This window comes from Shewanella glacialipiscicola, from assembly GCF_023283485.1.
GTDB lineage: Bacteria > Pseudomonadota > Gammaproteobacteria > Enterobacterales > Shewanellaceae > Shewanella > Shewanella glacialipiscicola.
This window is the reverse complement of record NZ_JAKILU010000004.1, coordinates 206374-221773: the sequence shown is the minus strand read 5'-3', so window position 1 is coordinate 221773 and position 15400 is coordinate 206374. Positions and strand designations below refer to the sequence as shown.

Below are 15400 nucleotides of genomic sequence, written 5' to 3'. Positions count from 1 at the left end.
AGGAACGTACTTTATATGTCCACATCTACACACGTTTTATCGACTATGCCAAATTCACTTGCGGTTGATGTGGCCATTATCGGCGCAGGGCCTTCAGGCGCTATCGCGGCCAGTTTGCTGCATCAGCAGGGCAAGCGTGTGCTTGTGCTAGAGAAACAGCATTTTCCCCGCTTCTCTATCGGCGAAAGTTTACTGCCCTGCTGCATGCAATTTATTGAAGAAGCTGGCATGTTAGAGGCACTTAATGCAGCAGGATTCCAGCATAAAAACGGCGCCGCCTTTCGGCGCAATGGCACTTATACCACCTTCGACTTTACCGATAAATTTACCCCAGGGCCAGGCACCACATTCCAAGTACAGCGTGCTAGTTTTGATAAACTGTTAGCCGATACCGCCCAAAGCCAAGGGGTAAGCATCCGCTACGGCGAAACGGTCGAGGCGATAGATTTAACCCAGAATCCACGCTTAACGGTACGTAATGAGGCGGGCGAGCTTTATCAAATCGACGCCAAATTTGTGCTCGATGCCAGTGGTTTTGGCCGAGTATTACCACGCTTGCTCGATTTAGAAAGCCCTTCATGCTTACCCTCACGCAGCGCCATCTTTACTCATGTGGAAGACAACATCAGCGATCCTAGTTTTGATCGTAATAAGATTTTGATCAGTGTCCACCCAAAGCATAAAGACATTTGGTATTGGCTGATTCCCTTTAGCCATGGTCGCTGCTCCCTTGGCGTAGTTGCCAGACCCGAGTTACTTGCGCATCTTGAGGGTACACTTGAGCAACAATTGCTGCACATGATCAGTGAAGAGCCCACATTAAAAGTGCTGCTCGCCAATGCTAAAGTGGTGCAAGAATGCGCCACGCTAAAGGGATATTCCGCTAATGTGTCGCGCCTTGCGACCGACAAGTTTGCCCTGCTCGGCAATGCGGGCGAATTTCTCGATCCGGTGTTTTCCTCTGGGGTGACTATCGCCATGCAATCAGCATCGATGGCGGCAAGATGCCTGACAAAACAACTTAATGGTGAAATGGTTGACTGGCAAGCTGATTACTCAGCCCCTTTAATGCAGGGCGTGAACACCTTCCGCACTTATGTGCAAGCTTGGTATGATGGCCGTTTTCAGGAAGTGATCTTCTATGAAAATCCGAACCATAGAATCAAACAAATGATCAGCTCGATTCTAGCGGGCTACGCTTGGGATACAACAAATCCCTTCGTCAAAGACTCGGAGCGACGTTTAAATATGGTCGTTGAGCTATGTAAAAATAATATGCCTATTCCTGAGCTCGAAGAGGTATAACAGCATGCCGCTAAACCTTAATGCTAAAAGGCTGTCGCTCTTTACCCTACTATTTACTAGCATAGGGCTTATGGGCTGTACTCAACTTTTACAGCGGCAGACCTGCGTCGCTCTTGCAGAAAAGGTGCATTACTGTTTAGCCCCGCTACCCAATGAGTTTGGCAATACAAGGGATAAACCCTTAGCTGAACCATTAAGTAACATCACAACAAATACTGCCATAACGGGTCAACAAGTTAACAGCCAATCTGAGGTGTTTTTACCTCAATCCTTCAGCCAAAAGGTCAGTATTAAGGTTGCGGATAAGTCCCACGAACTGCTGGCTCAGGTAGAATTAGAGGGCGAGCGTATGACACTCGTTGGCATAGCGCCACTTGGGCAGGCTTTGTTTACCTTAGTTTATGATGGAAATACACTCAGCAGTGAGCAAAGTGTGCTGCTGGGTGATAGTTTTAAAGCCGAGTATTTAATGGCGATGATGCAATTAATCTATTGGCCGGAGCAAAGCGTTAACTCCCATTTGGAAGGTGGCCATTTAGTCGCCGGTCATTGTGATATCCTTGACGATACTCTTAGCAATAATCAAAGCGGCAAGCTTAGCGACAAGCAGAATAACAATCGGGACGCTAGGTCATTCTGCCGTCAGATTAATAGCCAAGATAGCTTGAACAGTAAAAAGATTTCGCAAACCCATGTGGTGCAAATCCGTTATCAACAGCATGTCGGCGATACGCTATGGCAAGCCCACATTCATTTAACGATGCCACTGGCTAATTTTGCGTTAAACATCGAACCCATTTAACCTTTTAACACCCGCACTTGACTGTGCCATAGCAGAAAAACGATACGCAATGATGAACAGAGTCGCCATTACACAAATAGGCTTATGTACCCCGCTAGGGCAAGAGCCGCAACAGGTTTTAGATCGCTTAGTCGCGGGTGATATCAGTGCCATGCAGATGAGTGATGTGCTGCTATTTGGGCAATCAACGTTGGTCGGCTCCGTCACTATCGAGCTGCCTACCGTTCCCCCAAAGTTTGCCCAGTTTGATTGTCGTAATAATCAATTGCTCCTTTGCGCCGCGCAGCAAATTGCCGAAACCATTGAGCAGGCAAAACAGGAGTTTGGTACCACTCGCATCGGCGTGGTATTGGGCACTAGCACCTCAGGAATCTCCAAAGGTGAAGCCGCCCTTGCGTATCGTAATCAACATGGCCATTTCCCGGCAGATTACCACTACTTCCAACAAGAACTCGGCAGCACTAGCGATTTTTTACGCCAATATTTTCAACTCGATGGTCCTTGCTACACAATTTCAACCGCTTGTTCTTCTAGCGCAAAAGTCTTTGCCAGCGCTAGACGTTTACTCAGTGCAGACCTCTGTGACATGGTGATTGTCGGCGGTGTAGACAGCTTATGCCAACTGACCGTTAATGGCTTTAATGCTTTAGAATCTGTATCAAAAGGTCACTGTAATCCTTTTAGCATCAATCGTGATGGGATCAATATCGGCGAAGGCGCAGCGTTATTTACTCTAACGTTGGGTGAATCTGACATCATGCTAGCAGGGATTGGCGAGTCGAGTGATGCGTACCATATTTCGGCGCCGCAACCCGAAGGCGCTGGCGCAATTTCGGCCATGCAAGCGGCTTTAAAAGATGCAAACATTACCGCACCAGAGATTGGCTACATTAATTTGCACGGCACGGCGACACCTAAAAATGATGCGATGGAAAGCCGCGCCATAATGGAAATATTTGGCACAAACACCCCGCCTTGCAGCTCAACTAAACCCTTAGTCGGCCATACCTTAGGTGCCGCTGGCGCAATCGAAGCAGCATTCTGCTATTTATTACTTTCAGCCCATAATCATCGCCAAGCTCTACCACCCCATTGCTGGGATGGACAAGCCGATCCGCAAAATCCACCGATTGCCTTAGTCACTAGTCATCAAGTTGCCGCGAGCGGCACACTTAATTATGTGATGAGTAATTCCTTTGCCTTTGGTGGCAGTAATGCCAGCCTAATTTTTTGCCGTAAAGAGGCCTAAATGATGTCTTTTCTTAACATCAATTTACCCTTCGCTGAACAAAAAGTGACTGATTTTATCCCACATCGAGCGCCTATGGTGTTGATTGATAAAATCATCGCTTATCAGTCCGAATCCTTAGTTACCGAAGTCACTATCACAACGCAAAGCCCCTACTTCAAAGATAAACATCAAGCGGTAGCAAACTATGTGGGTATCGAATATATGGCGCAAAGTATTGCCGCGCTGGCCGGAGTAGAGGCCAAGCTGTGCAACGATAAAATCCGCGTAGGGTTTCTGTTAGGGACACGCAAATTAGCATTACATGCCAAACAATACGAACTTGGCCGAACCTATCGCATCCACGTAAACCGTATCTACCAAGAAGAGTCAGGCTTAGCCGTGTTCGATTGTCAGATTTATCTGTTGCCAGAGCCTGACTCAAATCAAGAAAAAAGCCTAGTCGCTGAAGCTAATGTGAATGTATTCCTACCTAAAGACACGCGAGCGTACCTTGACGGAAATCAAGACGCTGACAATAAACTCCTTGGACACTGACACTCAAGCAATAACAGCCAAACCCTAATCGCCTGAGGTAATAGAAAAAATGAATAACAGAGTATTAGTTACAGGTTCAAGCCGCGGTATTGGTAAAGCCATCGCCCTAAAACTTGCCGCTGCTGGATACGATATTGCGCTGCATTATCACAGTAATCAAACGGCTGCTGAGGCGACTGCCATTGAAGTTCGCGCACTTGGGGTGAATGTTAGCCTACTGAAATTTGATGTTGCAGAGCGCGTAGCCGCCAAAGCCACTATCGAAGCAGATATTCAAACCCATGGCGCCTATTACGGCGTGATCCTTAATGCGGGCATCAACCGCGATACCGCCTTTCCTGCCATGACAGAAAACGAGTGGGACAGCGTGATCCACACTAATTTAGATGGCTTTTATAATGTGATCCATCCCTGCGTAATGCCAATGGTACAAGGCCGCAAAGGTGGGCGTATTATTACCTTAGCCTCAGTCTCTGGAATTGCAGGCAATCGGGGGCAAGTGAATTACAGCGCCTCAAAAGCAGGGATTATCGGCGCGACTAAGGCACTGTCATTAGAACTGGCAAAACGTAAAATCACCGTCAACTGTATCGCACCCGGCTTGATAGAAACCGACATGGTAGCCGATATCCCTAAAGACATGATAGAGCAATTAGTGCCGATGCGCCGCATGGGTAAACCCTATGAAATCGCTGCGTTAGCCGCATTTTTAATGTCGGACGATGCCGCCTATATCACTCGCCAAGTCATATCGGTTAATGGAGGCATGATCTAAATGAGTCAGGCGACAAATCAAACCCGTTTGGGGAGGCGAGTGGTCATCACGGGCATTGGCGGCATTTCTGCCCTAGGTCATGACTGGCCTACGATCGCAGCAAGCCTTAAGGCGCAAAAAAACACGGTTGTTATTATGAGTGATTGGGATAAGTACCAGGATCTCAACACACGTTTAGCCGCGCCCATCACAGACTTTGAAGTGCCGAGTCATTATTCGCGCAAAAAAATTCGCTCTATGGGCAGGGTTGCAATCATGGCGACTCGTGCCAGTGAGCTTGCGTTAATTGACGCTGGATTATTGGACGATCCTATCGTGTCATCGGGTGAAATGGGTATCGCCTATGGCTCATCTACTGGCAGTACCGATCCTATCAGCGCCTTTGGCGATATGCTGAAAACCGGTGATATGTCAGGTATTTCTGCCACCAGTTATATTCGCATGATGGCGCATACGGCAGCGGTGAATGTAGGGGTATTTTTTGGTTTAAAAGGTCGAATTCACACCACCAGCAGCGCGTGCACTTCGGGCAGTCAAGGCATAGGTTACGCCTATGAGGCCATTAAGTTTGGCCAACAAACCTTAATGTTGGCGGGCGGCGGCGAAGAACTCTGCCCCACCGAAGCTGTTGTATTTGATACCCTATTTGCTACCAGCACTCAAAACACCACGCCTGAACTCACGCCGCGCCCCTTTGATATCGCGCGTGATGGCTTAGTTATTGGCGAAGGCGCTTGCACGCTCGTGCTCGAAGAACTCGAACACGCCAAGGCGCGTGGTGCAAAAATTTACGCCGAATTAGTAGGCTTTGGCACAAATTCCGACGGCCAACACATCACCCAGCCCAATGCCCAAACGATGGAAATTGCCATTAGATTGGCACTGAAAGATGCACAAATTGAGCCTAGCGCCATAGGCTATGTCAACGCCCACGGCACGGCAACCGATCGTGGTGATATTGCCGAAAGTCATGCAACCTATGCCGTATTTGGCGCTGGTATGCCGATTTCATCGCTTAAAAGCTACACAGGCCACACCTTAGGTGCATGCGGCGCATTAGAGGCTTGGGTGAGTATCGAAATGATGAATGCAGGTTGGTTTGCACCAACACTCAACCTTGAGCATATCGACCCACAATGCGCCGACTTAGACTATATCTGCAAAGAACCTCGCCTCATTAACACTGATTATGTGATGAGCAATAACTTCGCCTTTGGCGGCATTAATACTTCACTGATTTTTAAACGCTGGAAAAGCTAAGACGTATCGACGCTAAATGATGACATGCCGTACTTATGGCGTGTTATTCACTGAGCAAAGAATAACGTCTAATGATACTCAAAACGAGGCGGTTGCTGATAACAAACGACATAGCAAGCCGCCTAAAAACTATCGTTAATATTCCCTTATCCGCATTAAGTGATCCAGTTACAAACTTCAAACGTATCTTCACTACCTATCTTTACTTTGTAAGTAAAGCACTACTGGTCAATAGAACATAAATAATATCTAATGTAATGGAATTGCTCGTCGATACAATCATTAAATTTCAGAGTATTAAATAAAATCTATATGAAAAAACCTAGCGTATTCATAAGCACTGCGCTGATAATCGTCTTAGCTTTGCTACTCCTTCCGGCGGTAACTTATCTCAATCAAGTCATCTCTGGCAGCTACGGTATCCAAACCCACCAGAATACTGCTATCGATTTTACTTGGCAGGATATTAATGGCACACAGCACCAATTTAGCGATTGGAAAAAAGGACCGAGTTATCTCTTTCTTGGTTTTTTAAGCTGCTCACAGATTTGTCCTATTCGGACCCATCAGGTGAAGTTGCTAATGGAAAAGCTGACCGAAACAGAAAGACAAAATATTCAATTTTTGTTTGTCACAGTAGACCCACAAAATGACACGCCAGACATGAGACAACAAATGATCGATAGTCAGTCAGCACAGTTTTTTAGTGCCGAATTAACACCAGAGCAACTAGAAAAACTGCAATGGCAACTGGCGGAAAAATCAACAGCAACCAGCGATATCAATCTACATTCTGGTAATCTTTATTTAATTTCCCCAACGGGACAGTTAAAACAAACCTATACTCAACAGCAGCTTATAATCGACAGGTTGCTAACAGACCTTAATACTATGATGTCTTCAAATTAGGCAAACAAAAATGAATCAGCTATCCAACACGTCAATAACGGCTAAAAACGATCAGACCTTATATCGTATACTCCTCGCACAGGCACCAATGCTGTTTGTGAGTGGTTTTTTTGGAGCACAAATGCTGGGCTTTGCCACTTTGGCCGCCATTGCCGTTTTGCTCATCACTCAAATCAGTTACAGCCTGCTCAAAAATACGCCTATGTTTGCCATAGTGGCGGCTGTGATCATGATGACAGTGTCAGGTCTACTCATTCAGACCCAAATGGGTATGCTTGAAATGCACTTTCATATCTTCGCTATGATGGCTGTTTTTTTAATTTACCAACGTTGGGAGCCCATCGTTGCCGCACTACTCACAGTAGCTGTTCACCATGTGTTATTTACCTACATTCAAATGCAGAGTGTAGAAATAAATCACGTCGCGATTATGCTTTTTGCGGGTCAGTGCTCTTGGGATATTACTTTTATACATGCAATGTTTGCTGTTGCCGAAGCCGGTATTCTTATTCTACTGGCCTCGATGATGCGCGTAGAATCCTCTGCGAATCAGCGTATTGCAGATGCTATCCAACAGATTTCAGAGTTTAAGGATATTTCGATTCGACTGGTACCTGCAAAAAACTATGCTGAAATAGCGTTTAATACCATGCTCGAAGAACTCGCGCAGGTGTTCTCCGACTACCGCGACATTGCCGTCGATATGGCAAAAACGACGAATAACTTAAAGCAGCTCAGTGATGAAACCCAACGCGCAGTACATACGCAAAACCAACAGGCACAACAGATTTCCGATACCGCACAAAATGTGATCCAGCAGATAAGCCAAGCCGCAGTCGATAGTAACGACTCAGCACAAAGCGCACGCCAAGCCGCAAACTCCAGCGATGAAGATAGAAAAAGTGCGCTTAATATTATGGCCGATATGAAAAAGCTAGAGAAAAACACTACTGAAGTGACTGAGTTCTTAACGGAATTAACCTCCGATGTCAGTGCGATTACTAAATTGTTAGAAGCGATCCGCAGCATCTCTGAGCAAACCAACCTACTCGCCCTCAATGCCGCCATCGAAGCGGCACGAGCAGGAGAAAGTGGCCGTGGTTTTGCCGTAGTCGCTGATGAAGTCAGAGCATTAGCGCAGCGTACTGGACGCTCAACCGATGATATCGCCACAGTATTAGTTCACCTTAATACCAGTATGATTAAAACGGTTGAATCAATGGACTTAAGTAAACAAAGCACCATTGAAAACTTGAAACACACCAGTGAAATCGCTAACGGTCTTGCACAAAGATCGGAACAAATAACCCATGTTGCGGTGTCGAGTGAAAGCGTTGCCCATACCACTCAATCCCAGAGCAAAGTGCTTACTCATATTGGGGAAGACATTATCGATAATGCTGAAGCTATCAATCAATTAGCCGCGAAGGTGCAAGAGCTATCCCAAGGGACACTCACTCTGAGCCAAATCGCTACGGCTTACCAGACCAAAGCCTCCGCCTATAAAATCTGATATTGAAATACATAACCCAAACACGCTAATGATTTCATTTGGCGTGCTTTAGTGTGAATGCCTGATTAATGACGGTTCGCTCAACGATTGAGTTTACAGCCTGCCAAGCGGTAGTGAAATTGACATAAAAAATGCCAACCCATTTAAGGCTGGCATTTTTTTATGCTAAATCAGATCGATAAAGCGATTATGCTTTCAGCTGATCGATGCTGTGTTTTGCTTCGCTCATACCTTTGTCATGTGCTTCTGGGCCCATGTTTAGCGCCTCTGCGTAAACCACTTCAACATTAGTGATACCAATAAAAGCTAAAACCGTTTTCAAGTAAGGCACCACATGATCAGTAGGACCATCTTTGTGAGCGCCGCCACGAGTAGTCACTAATACAGCGCGTTTGCCTTCTACTAATCCTTTTGGACCCGTTTCAGTGTAAGTAAACGTCACACCTACGCGGGCAATAAAATCGATCCAATTTTTAAGTTGGGTCGGAATCGTAAAGTTATACATTGGCGCGGCAATAACGAGAGTGTCGTTGGCTTTTAATTCAGCAACTAACGTATCTGATAAGGCGAGCATTTCTTGCTGACGAGCTGATAATTCTGCTCCACCACGTAAACCAGAAGCGATTTCACCATCTACCATAGGTAATACGTCTTTACCGCCTAAATCGCGTACTGTGATAGCAGCGCCTTGGTTTTCCCAATGGCTAGCTAAGTGATCAATTAATACGGCAGATTGTGAATAACCGCCAAGAATACTTGATTTTAAAATTAAGACTTTAGACATAATCTGCTCCAAAAATAGGGAAATAACTCAGAGTCAGATGAAATATCTCAACTCTATAACGCTAGTGTATTAGCCCATAAAGAAGAAATAAAGCGGATAAAATTTGCGATTCATTTCGATTTTTTAGAAAGGTACTAACTCACTTTAATCGTGTTTACAGCCAAGACCACTTTAGGCGCACTCACATATAAGCCTTCAAAAACCACACACAGTGTATTATCGCAATGCAACTGCACTTCAAGCTTTACCTTAACTCTGCGCCCCCTTTGTAATGGACACAGATCTACTCTTGGCCATTGCACTTTAGCTACAGGGTTACAGGTCACTGGAGCAAGATAGCGAATATGAGCATCTGCGAGCACAATATCGCCCGCAACGCCAGCTAACTGCTGGTTCAGCCATATAGCGCCCCAACCGGTTAAGGTCATCAAAGTATAAATACTGCCGGCAAACATAGTTTGGTGCAGATTAATATTGGGCTCAATTGGCGCTGTAGCTTGAAACTCACCCTCGCAATAACTGAGCGGAGTGATCTGCATAAAGGCGCTCGCGGGAATAGTGTTATGCCATGTTTGGCCTAATTGAGTGAGGAGTTGTGTCATTGATTGAGTAAATAATTGATCTCGTTCCATTAGCTTACTACCGCCTTTTAGCACTGCAATATTGAAGAGGTCCAATATTTAACTGCCAATATAAAACCCTGCGCGAAAGACTACACCTGCAGATTAAACGTCACAGGGCCATCATTGACTAATGACACTTGCATATCGGCACCAAATTGTCCGGTTTGTGTATTTACGCCCTTAGCGCGGCAAAAGGCCACAAACTCTTCATATAGGATCAACGCCTGATCAGGCGTACCCCCACCCGAAAAACTCGGCCTCAGGCCACGGTCGGTATCTGCGGCTAAAGTAAATTGCGATACCACTAATAAGGAGCCACCGACTTGTGCTAAGTTGAGATTCATCTTGCCATTGTCATCAGAAAATACACGGTAACTCATCACTTTAGTTGCCAGCTTCTCCATTTTATCTCGAGTATCTTCCCGCTCAACACCCAAGAGAACCAACAATCCTTTGTCGATTGCACCTATGGTTTGATGATCGACAACCACACTGGCACCACTTACTCTTTGAATTAAGGCAATCACAACTTTTCCTTTTAGTTTTCGATTTAGGCTTAACGGGAACCATTTACGGTATTAGTGGAATAGGACGAATAAGTTGATCGACACCCTCAGGTAATGACTGTGCAACTTGGGCCAAACCGTTATTAGTCCACAACATAAAGCGGCGTAATTCTTCTATTTCAACCCGTTCGGCAAAGGTCACAACACCTTGTACTTGAATCACAGCACCTTGATCTCGCAAGACAAACTTAGCAAAGTTCAAATTTTGGTTTAAGGTGCCAATCACCACCAGTAATTCTGGGCTGGCTTGCAATTGTGGATGTACAGCATAAAAACGATTCATTAAGATGCGGTCAATGCCAGCGGAATTAATACTCGGCTCAAGCAAAAATTGATTATTGCCAAACTGTACCGCCACCTTAGTTGGCGAGACTAAGGTGGCCAGATAATTTGCATTAAGCAATGCTTGATATAAGCGCTGTGCTGCGGCTTCGTTAGTCATGCCACCTAACTCGACGACTTTAGGCGCTACAGGCGCACTCACGGCCTCCTGGGCGGATGCAGGATTAATAGCGGTAGTTTGAGATGGTACCGTGGTTGCACAAGCGATAAGCCCGAGTAAGCCAGCACTAAACAGTATCGTTTTCATGGTATTTCCCTTTGATGTATCCATATCCACATCGCGTGGATTTCTGCTGTTACCGCTAAAAACAAACTCTCACTATTGAGCATATGTGCGCCATCGTTAACAGTGATCAGCGTTATAGCATGCTCTTGTTCAGCCAAAAAATGCTGTAAGAGTGCTGCAGGGCAAATCGCATCCTGCATGCCTTGCAATAACACACTACGCGCCTTCACCCTTGGGGTCACGCGCTGTAATACACTCATAGCATTGAAGTAATTATGCCTAGCAAAGTGCAGTTCAATATCGGCTAATGCCAATACGGTTTCGGGTAACTGCCTTGGCAATACTAATCTAGCGCCAGCAAGCTTTAATTCCCACTGGATCCAGCTCCGAGCATAATAATGTCGCTGGACAGTATCTACCGATGACAACCCCTGCTGATAATCATCCAGCAGTTCCGTCAATGGCACAGGCATCGATGAGTTGCCACTAAAGAGACGATAAGCCGCAGGTTGTAACCTTGCTGCACCGTCATAACCATAAAGCCAATCGATACCCGCTTTAGAGGGAATAAATAATGCCCACAATACTTGCGCTATCACCCTTTCAGGAAATAATCCGCTGTAAATTAAGCCTAATGTTGCGCCAAAAGAGCCACCGACTAAGCACCAGCGTTCAATACCTAAATTTAAACGAATGGCTTCAATATCGCAGATCAAACCATTTAAATGGTTATGAGTTAAATCGCCTAAAGGTAAAGACTGCCCTGCACCGCGCTGATCTAACAGTAAAATCCAATATTGCTCAGCATTAAATATGGCTAACTCACTGATATCACAACCCGCTCCCGGCCCGCCGTGTAAATACAATAAGGGGATCCCCTGCGGATTACCGTATTGCGCTAGATGTAATTTTTGGCCATTACCAACACTAAACCAATCTCGGCGGATAAAAGGTGGGCAGGATTGAGGCCCTGAATCAATCATTTGATGTTATCGCCACGCTCTGACTATTTAGCCGCGTCATTTTGATCTGACTTAACCACAGCATTTAAGGCCGTCATCTCTGCTGGCGTTAATATTGCTGACGGCTCAACGGGGGCTGAATGATCTAGCGGCTGGCCTTCAAGATCCGTTTCATCATCAAAGCTCGACTCATAATCCAAATACTCTGGCATCGCAGCGGTGATTTCAGCGCCGAGTAACACTATCATCCACGATAAATACACCCAGACGAATATAATGGGGATCACCGCCAAAGCGCCATAAATAGCCTCGTAACTCGGAAATTGAGTCACATACAAGGCAAAGGCTTTTTTACCCAACTCGAACAACAGTGCGGCGACAATCGCGCCTAATAAAGCATGTAAAAACTTCACCTTTTTATTAGGTACGACTATGTAGAGCAGTAAAAATGCCGCCACCGAAAATAACATAGGTAAGCGTTCAATAAACAGTGGCATAACGCCCGACAACTGACCATTAAAAACCTTCAATGACACGACGTAAGAAGTGGCAACTAAACTGGCACCTACGAGTACAGGGCCTAGGGTAAGCACCATCCAATACATAGAAAAAGCCACTACAATAGAGCGCTTTTCTTTAGTACGCCAAATATTATTGAGAGCTTTATCAATGGCAGAAATCAGCATAATGGCGACCACGACTAACGCGGCGATCCCAACGGCGGTGCCTTTAGAGGCATTTCCCACAAATTCATTAATATACGTTTGTACAGTATCGCCAGCCGCGGGTAAAAAGTTCTGATAAACAAAGCCTTCAATCTGCCCTCGTATGCCCTTAAATACCGGAAAAGCTGACAGCATCGACATAGTCACAGCCACTAGAGGCACCAGCGACAGCAAGGTGACATAGGCTAAATGCCCCGCACGGATATTGATTTGATCTTCCACCAGACGCTGTCTTAAATGCAGCAGAAAGTGCCAGACCCCGAGGAATAAAACGCGAATTTGAGCCAGTTCTATCTTTTTAGTCACGGGTTTCTCTTGCTTCTGTTGGTATAGACTCGTTATCTTCGTACAATAAACACTTAATTTACAAGTCTAAGGAGTGAATAGATGTCGCAACAAGGATCTGCAGGTAACGTTATTTCGGCGATTGCGAGCTTATTTTTCCCTGGGTTAGGCCAACTGCTGCAAGGTAGAATTATGGCTGCGCTGCTGTTTTTTGTTATCACTGTGGTGGGTTATGCCCTCTGGTGGTTAATTGTACCTGCTGTCATCGGTGCTATCTTTCATCTGTGGAGCATTATTGATGCAGCACGATTTAAGGCCGATTAATGCTATTTCACCCAGCAACGGAAACTCAAATGAAAAAACGGATCACTTTAAGCTTGATTGCCGCTAGCCTCTTACTCGGTGGCTGTCAAAGTGCCTACTACGGCGCGATGGAAAAAGTCGGTTACCATAAACGCGATATTATGGTCGACAGAGTTAAAGCGGCCAAAGAATCCCAAGAGGACGCCCAAGAAGAATTTGGCGACGCCCTCAAGGAGATGCAAGCCTTACTCAGTCACGACGGCGGCAACCTAGAGAAAGCCTATAACAAGGCTAAAGATGAGTATGAATCAGCCCAAAGTGCAGCCGATAACGTCAGCAATCGCATCAATAAAGTCGAAGGCGTAGCCGATGCCTTATTTGAAGAATGGCAAAATGAAATTAGTGAAATCAGCAAAACTAATTTGCGTCGAGATAGCGAAACTAAACTAAAGGAAACCCGCCGTTCTTATCAACAATTGGTAAAAACGATGCGTCGTGCTGAATCAAAAATGTCACCCATTCTCACCGCCTTGAAAGACAACATGCTGTATCTCAAACATAACTTGAACGCCCAAGCGATTGGTGCAATTAAAGGTGAGTTTGCCAGCCTACAAAGTGATATTTCAGATCTGATTAAAGAGATGAACATATCGATTGATGAGTCCAATAAATTTATTGAGTCTCTGGAAAAATCAAAGAGCTGAACAAAACGCCTAACTCATGTCGGCCCTAGCCATACCCATTGCTAGGGCTTTTTTCTGCCCATAATATTAATCTGCTCCTGCGACCTATGTTCTTTTTGTGCAAGCCCCAAATATTTGGCTTTGTGAGCTATCCCGCGCTTTAACTGATAGATACTAAAAATGTTAGATCTGCAGCACAATTTCACTTAACACTCAAAAACTTATCTTAATTTCATCACTCTGACTTAGCACTTATTGATCATACGTTGTACTCACCATTATGACTTTTATCGAATCACTTACCTTAATGTTGGCACTCATGTATCTCGCCTCTCTTAGTTATTGGAGCGGCAAAAAATGGGGCGCTGTTGTGACTTTATTGCTGAGTGTCGGCGCGGTTGCTATTAGCCTTTACTGGCCGTTAGCGCTAGGACTCATTATTGCACTGCCATTGGCATTACTCGCCCATAGATTTGCACCTGACGAGTTCAAGGGAGAGATTAAAATCAATACCCTGCGTGAAGGGACTCAACATGTGTTGGCGTTATCGCTGTTACTGGTTGCCGTGCAATACACCATCAATACCGTGCTACTTAAGCAAGGGATTACGCCTTGGCTCATGCGCCCTGATGTGGTTGATGCTTTTTTACCAATAGCGGGCGGGATTGAGCTTAAAGCGATTATCAGCCTCAATTTATGGGATCAAACACATCCAGCGGCAGCCGTAATGCTGGCAGCGGTATTAATCACAGGACTACTTTGCAAGCGGGCATTTTGCGGTTGGGCCTGCCCCTTAGGTTTAGCTGGGGAATATCTATATGCCTTTAGAAAACGTTTTATAAAAGCTGAGCTAACACCACCAGCTTGGCTAGACTGGCCACTGCGAATGCTTAAGTATCTATTGCTATTAGCACTGTGCTACATAGTGATTGGCATGCCAGCGCAGTCGATTCCTAATTACCTCGACGGTAATTACCATAAGATTGCCGATTTGAAAATGGCACTGTTCTTCCTGACACCGAGCCTAATTACCTTGTTAGTATTTGCATTGATCCTCGTGTTAGCGGCATGGCGTCGTCAGGGATTCTGCCGCTATTTATGTCCCTATGGTGCCATGCTGGGGATCTTAAGTTTTGCCAGCCCATTAAAAATCCGCCGCGATACCAAGCACTGTCTTATCGAAACGAAAGGAATGAAATGTGACAAGTGCACCCGAGCTTGCCCAGCAAACATCATAGTGCACACTAAAACCACAGTGCGAAGTGACGAGTGCCAAGCCTGCATGCGCTGCGTCGCGGCTTGTCCTAAATCAGCTGCACTCGGATTTGGGCTTAAATCGGGTCACAGACTAGGCCACAAAGGATTACTCGCATTGGTGCTAATCACGCTATTTATTCTGCCTCTGGGCGCTTATTTATCAGGGTTCTGGCATAGCCAAACTCCAGATAACACCCGCATGGAGCTTATTCAAGTGATCGATAGGGTTGGACATTAGCAAGTTGCACTAAAAATACTGCAGATAATGACTTATCTACTATCTGCAGTATTTTA

The 15400-nt window shown here is 45.5% G+C and carries 17 protein-coding genes; 11 read left to right on the top strand and 6 right to left on the bottom strand.

Going from position 1 to position 15400, the window contains the following annotated elements:
* Positions 1-15 precede the first annotated feature (15 nt).
* The 8 genes from L2717_RS05410 to L2717_RS05375 all read left to right on the top strand — a co-directional run bounded on the left by L2717_RS05410 (position 16) and on the right by L2717_RS05375 (position 8350).
* A complete protein-coding gene (locus tag L2717_RS05410; RefSeq protein ID WP_220771941.1) occupies positions 16-1305 on the top strand; it encodes an NAD(P)/FAD-dependent oxidoreductase in 1290 nt (429 codons plus the stop codon).
* A 4-nt stretch (positions 1306-1309) separates the two neighbouring features.
* Positions 1310-2107, top strand: coding sequence for a DUF3261 domain-containing protein (locus L2717_RS05405; protein ID WP_220771942.1), 798 nt, complete (start codon positions 1310-1312; stop codon positions 2105-2107).
* A gap of 49 nt (positions 2108-2156) precedes the next feature.
* Entirely contained in the window at positions 2157-3356 is a 1200-nt protein-coding gene (locus tag L2717_RS05400; protein WP_220771944.1) for a beta-ketoacyl-[acyl-carrier-protein] synthase family protein, read from the top strand.
* A 3-nt stretch (positions 3357-3359) separates the two neighbouring features.
* On the top strand, positions 3360-3893 hold the full coding sequence (locus L2717_RS05395; RefSeq protein ID WP_220771992.1) for a hotdog family protein: 534 nt from the start codon (positions 3360-3362) through the stop codon (positions 3891-3893).
* A 49-nt stretch (positions 3894-3942) separates the two neighbouring features.
* A complete protein-coding gene (locus tag L2717_RS05390; protein WP_220771946.1) occupies positions 3943-4668 on the top strand; it encodes a 3-ketoacyl-ACP reductase FabG2 in 726 nt (241 codons plus the stop codon).
* Entirely contained in the window at positions 4669-5928 is a 1260-nt protein-coding gene (locus tag L2717_RS05385; RefSeq protein ID WP_220771948.1) for a beta-ketoacyl-ACP synthase, read from the top strand.
* Between the two features lie 312 nt (positions 5929-6240).
* A complete protein-coding gene (locus tag L2717_RS05380; protein ID WP_220771950.1) occupies positions 6241-6837 on the top strand; it encodes an SCO family protein in 597 nt (198 codons plus the stop codon).
* A 10-nt stretch (positions 6838-6847) separates the two neighbouring features.
* On the top strand, positions 6848-8350 hold the full coding sequence (locus L2717_RS05375; RefSeq protein ID WP_246611711.1) for a methyl-accepting chemotaxis protein: 1503 nt from the start codon (positions 6848-6850) through the stop codon (positions 8348-8350).
* 187 nt (positions 8351-8537) lie between these two features.
* On the opposite strand, the gene azoR is transcribed toward L2717_RS05375, so the two are convergent.
* The 6 genes from azoR to L2717_RS05345 form a co-directional block, all read right to left on the bottom strand.
* Positions 8538-9134 (bottom strand): FMN-dependent NADH-azoreductase, encoded by a 597-nt coding sequence (gene azoR, locus L2717_RS05370; protein ID WP_220771951.1) that lies wholly within the window; start codon positions 9132-9134, stop codon positions 8538-8540.
* A gap of 134 nt (positions 9135-9268) precedes the next feature.
* Positions 9269-9736, bottom strand: coding sequence for a thioesterase domain-containing protein (locus L2717_RS05365; RefSeq protein WP_220771995.1), 468 nt, complete (start codon positions 9734-9736; stop codon positions 9269-9271).
* Positions 9737-9846: 110 nt separating this feature from the next.
* A complete protein-coding gene (gene dtd, locus L2717_RS05360; RefSeq protein ID WP_220771953.1) occupies positions 9847-10284 on the bottom strand; it encodes a D-aminoacyl-tRNA deacylase in 438 nt (145 codons plus the stop codon).
* Positions 10285-10327: 43 nt separating this feature from the next.
* Positions 10328-10912 (bottom strand): hypothetical protein, encoded by a 585-nt coding sequence (locus tag L2717_RS05355; RefSeq protein WP_220771954.1) that lies wholly within the window; start codon positions 10910-10912, stop codon positions 10328-10330.
* Entirely contained in the window at positions 10909-11874 is a 966-nt protein-coding gene (locus L2717_RS05350) for an alpha/beta fold hydrolase (RefSeq protein WP_220771956.1), read from the bottom strand. Before L2717_RS05350 ends, L2717_RS05355 begins: the two co-directional genes overlap by 4 nt.
* Positions 11875-11897: 23 nt before the next feature.
* Positions 11898-12884, bottom strand: coding sequence for a virulence factor BrkB family protein (locus tag L2717_RS05345; RefSeq protein WP_220771958.1), 987 nt, complete (start codon positions 12882-12884; stop codon positions 11898-11900).
* Positions 12885-12965: 81 nt separating this feature from the next.
* On the opposite strand from L2717_RS05345, the gene L2717_RS05340 reads away from it, so the two are divergent.
* The 3 genes from L2717_RS05340 (at position 12966) to L2717_RS05330 (ending at position 15344) form a co-directional block, all read left to right on the top strand.
* Positions 12966-13187: a hypothetical protein gene (locus L2717_RS05340; protein ID WP_220771959.1), complete on the top strand. Its 222-nt coding sequence runs from the start codon at positions 12966-12968 to the stop codon at positions 13185-13187.
* 29 nt (positions 13188-13216) lie between these two features.
* Complete coding sequence (locus tag L2717_RS05335) at positions 13217-13870, top strand: DUF2959 domain-containing protein (protein WP_220771960.1); 654 nt, start codon at positions 13217-13219, stop codon at positions 13868-13870.
* A 259-nt stretch (positions 13871-14129) separates the two neighbouring features.
* Entirely contained in the window at positions 14130-15344 is a 1215-nt protein-coding gene (locus L2717_RS05330; RefSeq protein WP_220771961.1) for a 4Fe-4S binding protein, read from the top strand.
* The last annotated feature ends 56 nt before the right edge of the window (positions 15345-15400 follow it).

What these genes read in the sequence shown, in the direction of transcription:
- L2717_RS05390 (WP_220771946.1), top strand. Translation starts at nt 3,943, where the DNA reads ATGAATAACAGAGTATTAGTTACAGGTTCAAGCCGCGGTATTGGTAAA.
- L2717_RS05365 (WP_220771995.1), bottom strand. Translation starts at nt 9,736, where the DNA reads ATGACACAACTCCTCACTCAATTAGGCCAAACATGGCATAACACTATT.
- L2717_RS05405 (WP_220771942.1), top strand. Translation starts at nt 1,310, where the DNA reads ATGCCGCTAAACCTTAATGCTAAAAGGCTGTCGCTCTTTACCCTACTA.
- L2717_RS05410 (WP_220771941.1), top strand. Translation starts at nt 16, where the DNA reads ATGTCCACATCTACACACGTTTTATCGACTATGCCAAATTCACTTGCG.
- L2717_RS05335 (WP_220771960.1), top strand. Translation starts at nt 13,217, where the DNA reads ATGAAAAAACGGATCACTTTAAGCTTGATTGCCGCTAGCCTCTTACTC.
- L2717_RS05355 (WP_220771954.1), bottom strand. Translation starts at nt 10,912, where the DNA reads ATGAAAACGATACTGTTTAGTGCTGGCTTACTCGGGCTTATCGCTTGT.
- L2717_RS05340 (WP_220771959.1), top strand. Translation starts at nt 12,966, where the DNA reads ATGTCGCAACAAGGATCTGCAGGTAACGTTATTTCGGCGATTGCGAGC.
- L2717_RS05395 (WP_220771992.1), top strand. Translation starts at nt 3,360, where the DNA reads ATGTCTTTTCTTAACATCAATTTACCCTTCGCTGAACAAAAAGTGACT.
- L2717_RS05400 (WP_220771944.1), top strand. Translation starts at nt 2,157, where the DNA reads ATGATGAACAGAGTCGCCATTACACAAATAGGCTTATGTACCCCGCTA.
- L2717_RS05385 (WP_220771948.1), top strand. Translation starts at nt 4,669, where the DNA reads ATGAGTCAGGCGACAAATCAAACCCGTTTGGGGAGGCGAGTGGTCATC.
- azoR (WP_220771951.1), bottom strand. Translation starts at nt 9,134, where the DNA reads ATGTCTAAAGTCTTAATTTTAAAATCAAGTATTCTTGGCGGTTATTCA.
- L2717_RS05330 (WP_220771961.1), top strand. Translation starts at nt 14,130, where the DNA reads ATGACTTTTATCGAATCACTTACCTTAATGTTGGCACTCATGTATCTC.
- L2717_RS05350 (WP_220771956.1), bottom strand. Translation starts at nt 11,874, where the DNA reads ATGATTGATTCAGGGCCTCAATCCTGCCCACCTTTTATCCGCCGAGAT.
- L2717_RS05375 (WP_246611711.1), top strand. Translation starts at nt 6,848, where the DNA reads ATGAATCAGCTATCCAACACGTCAATAACGGCTAAAAACGATCAGACC.
- L2717_RS05380 (WP_220771950.1), top strand. Translation starts at nt 6,241, where the DNA reads ATGAAAAAACCTAGCGTATTCATAAGCACTGCGCTGATAATCGTCTTA.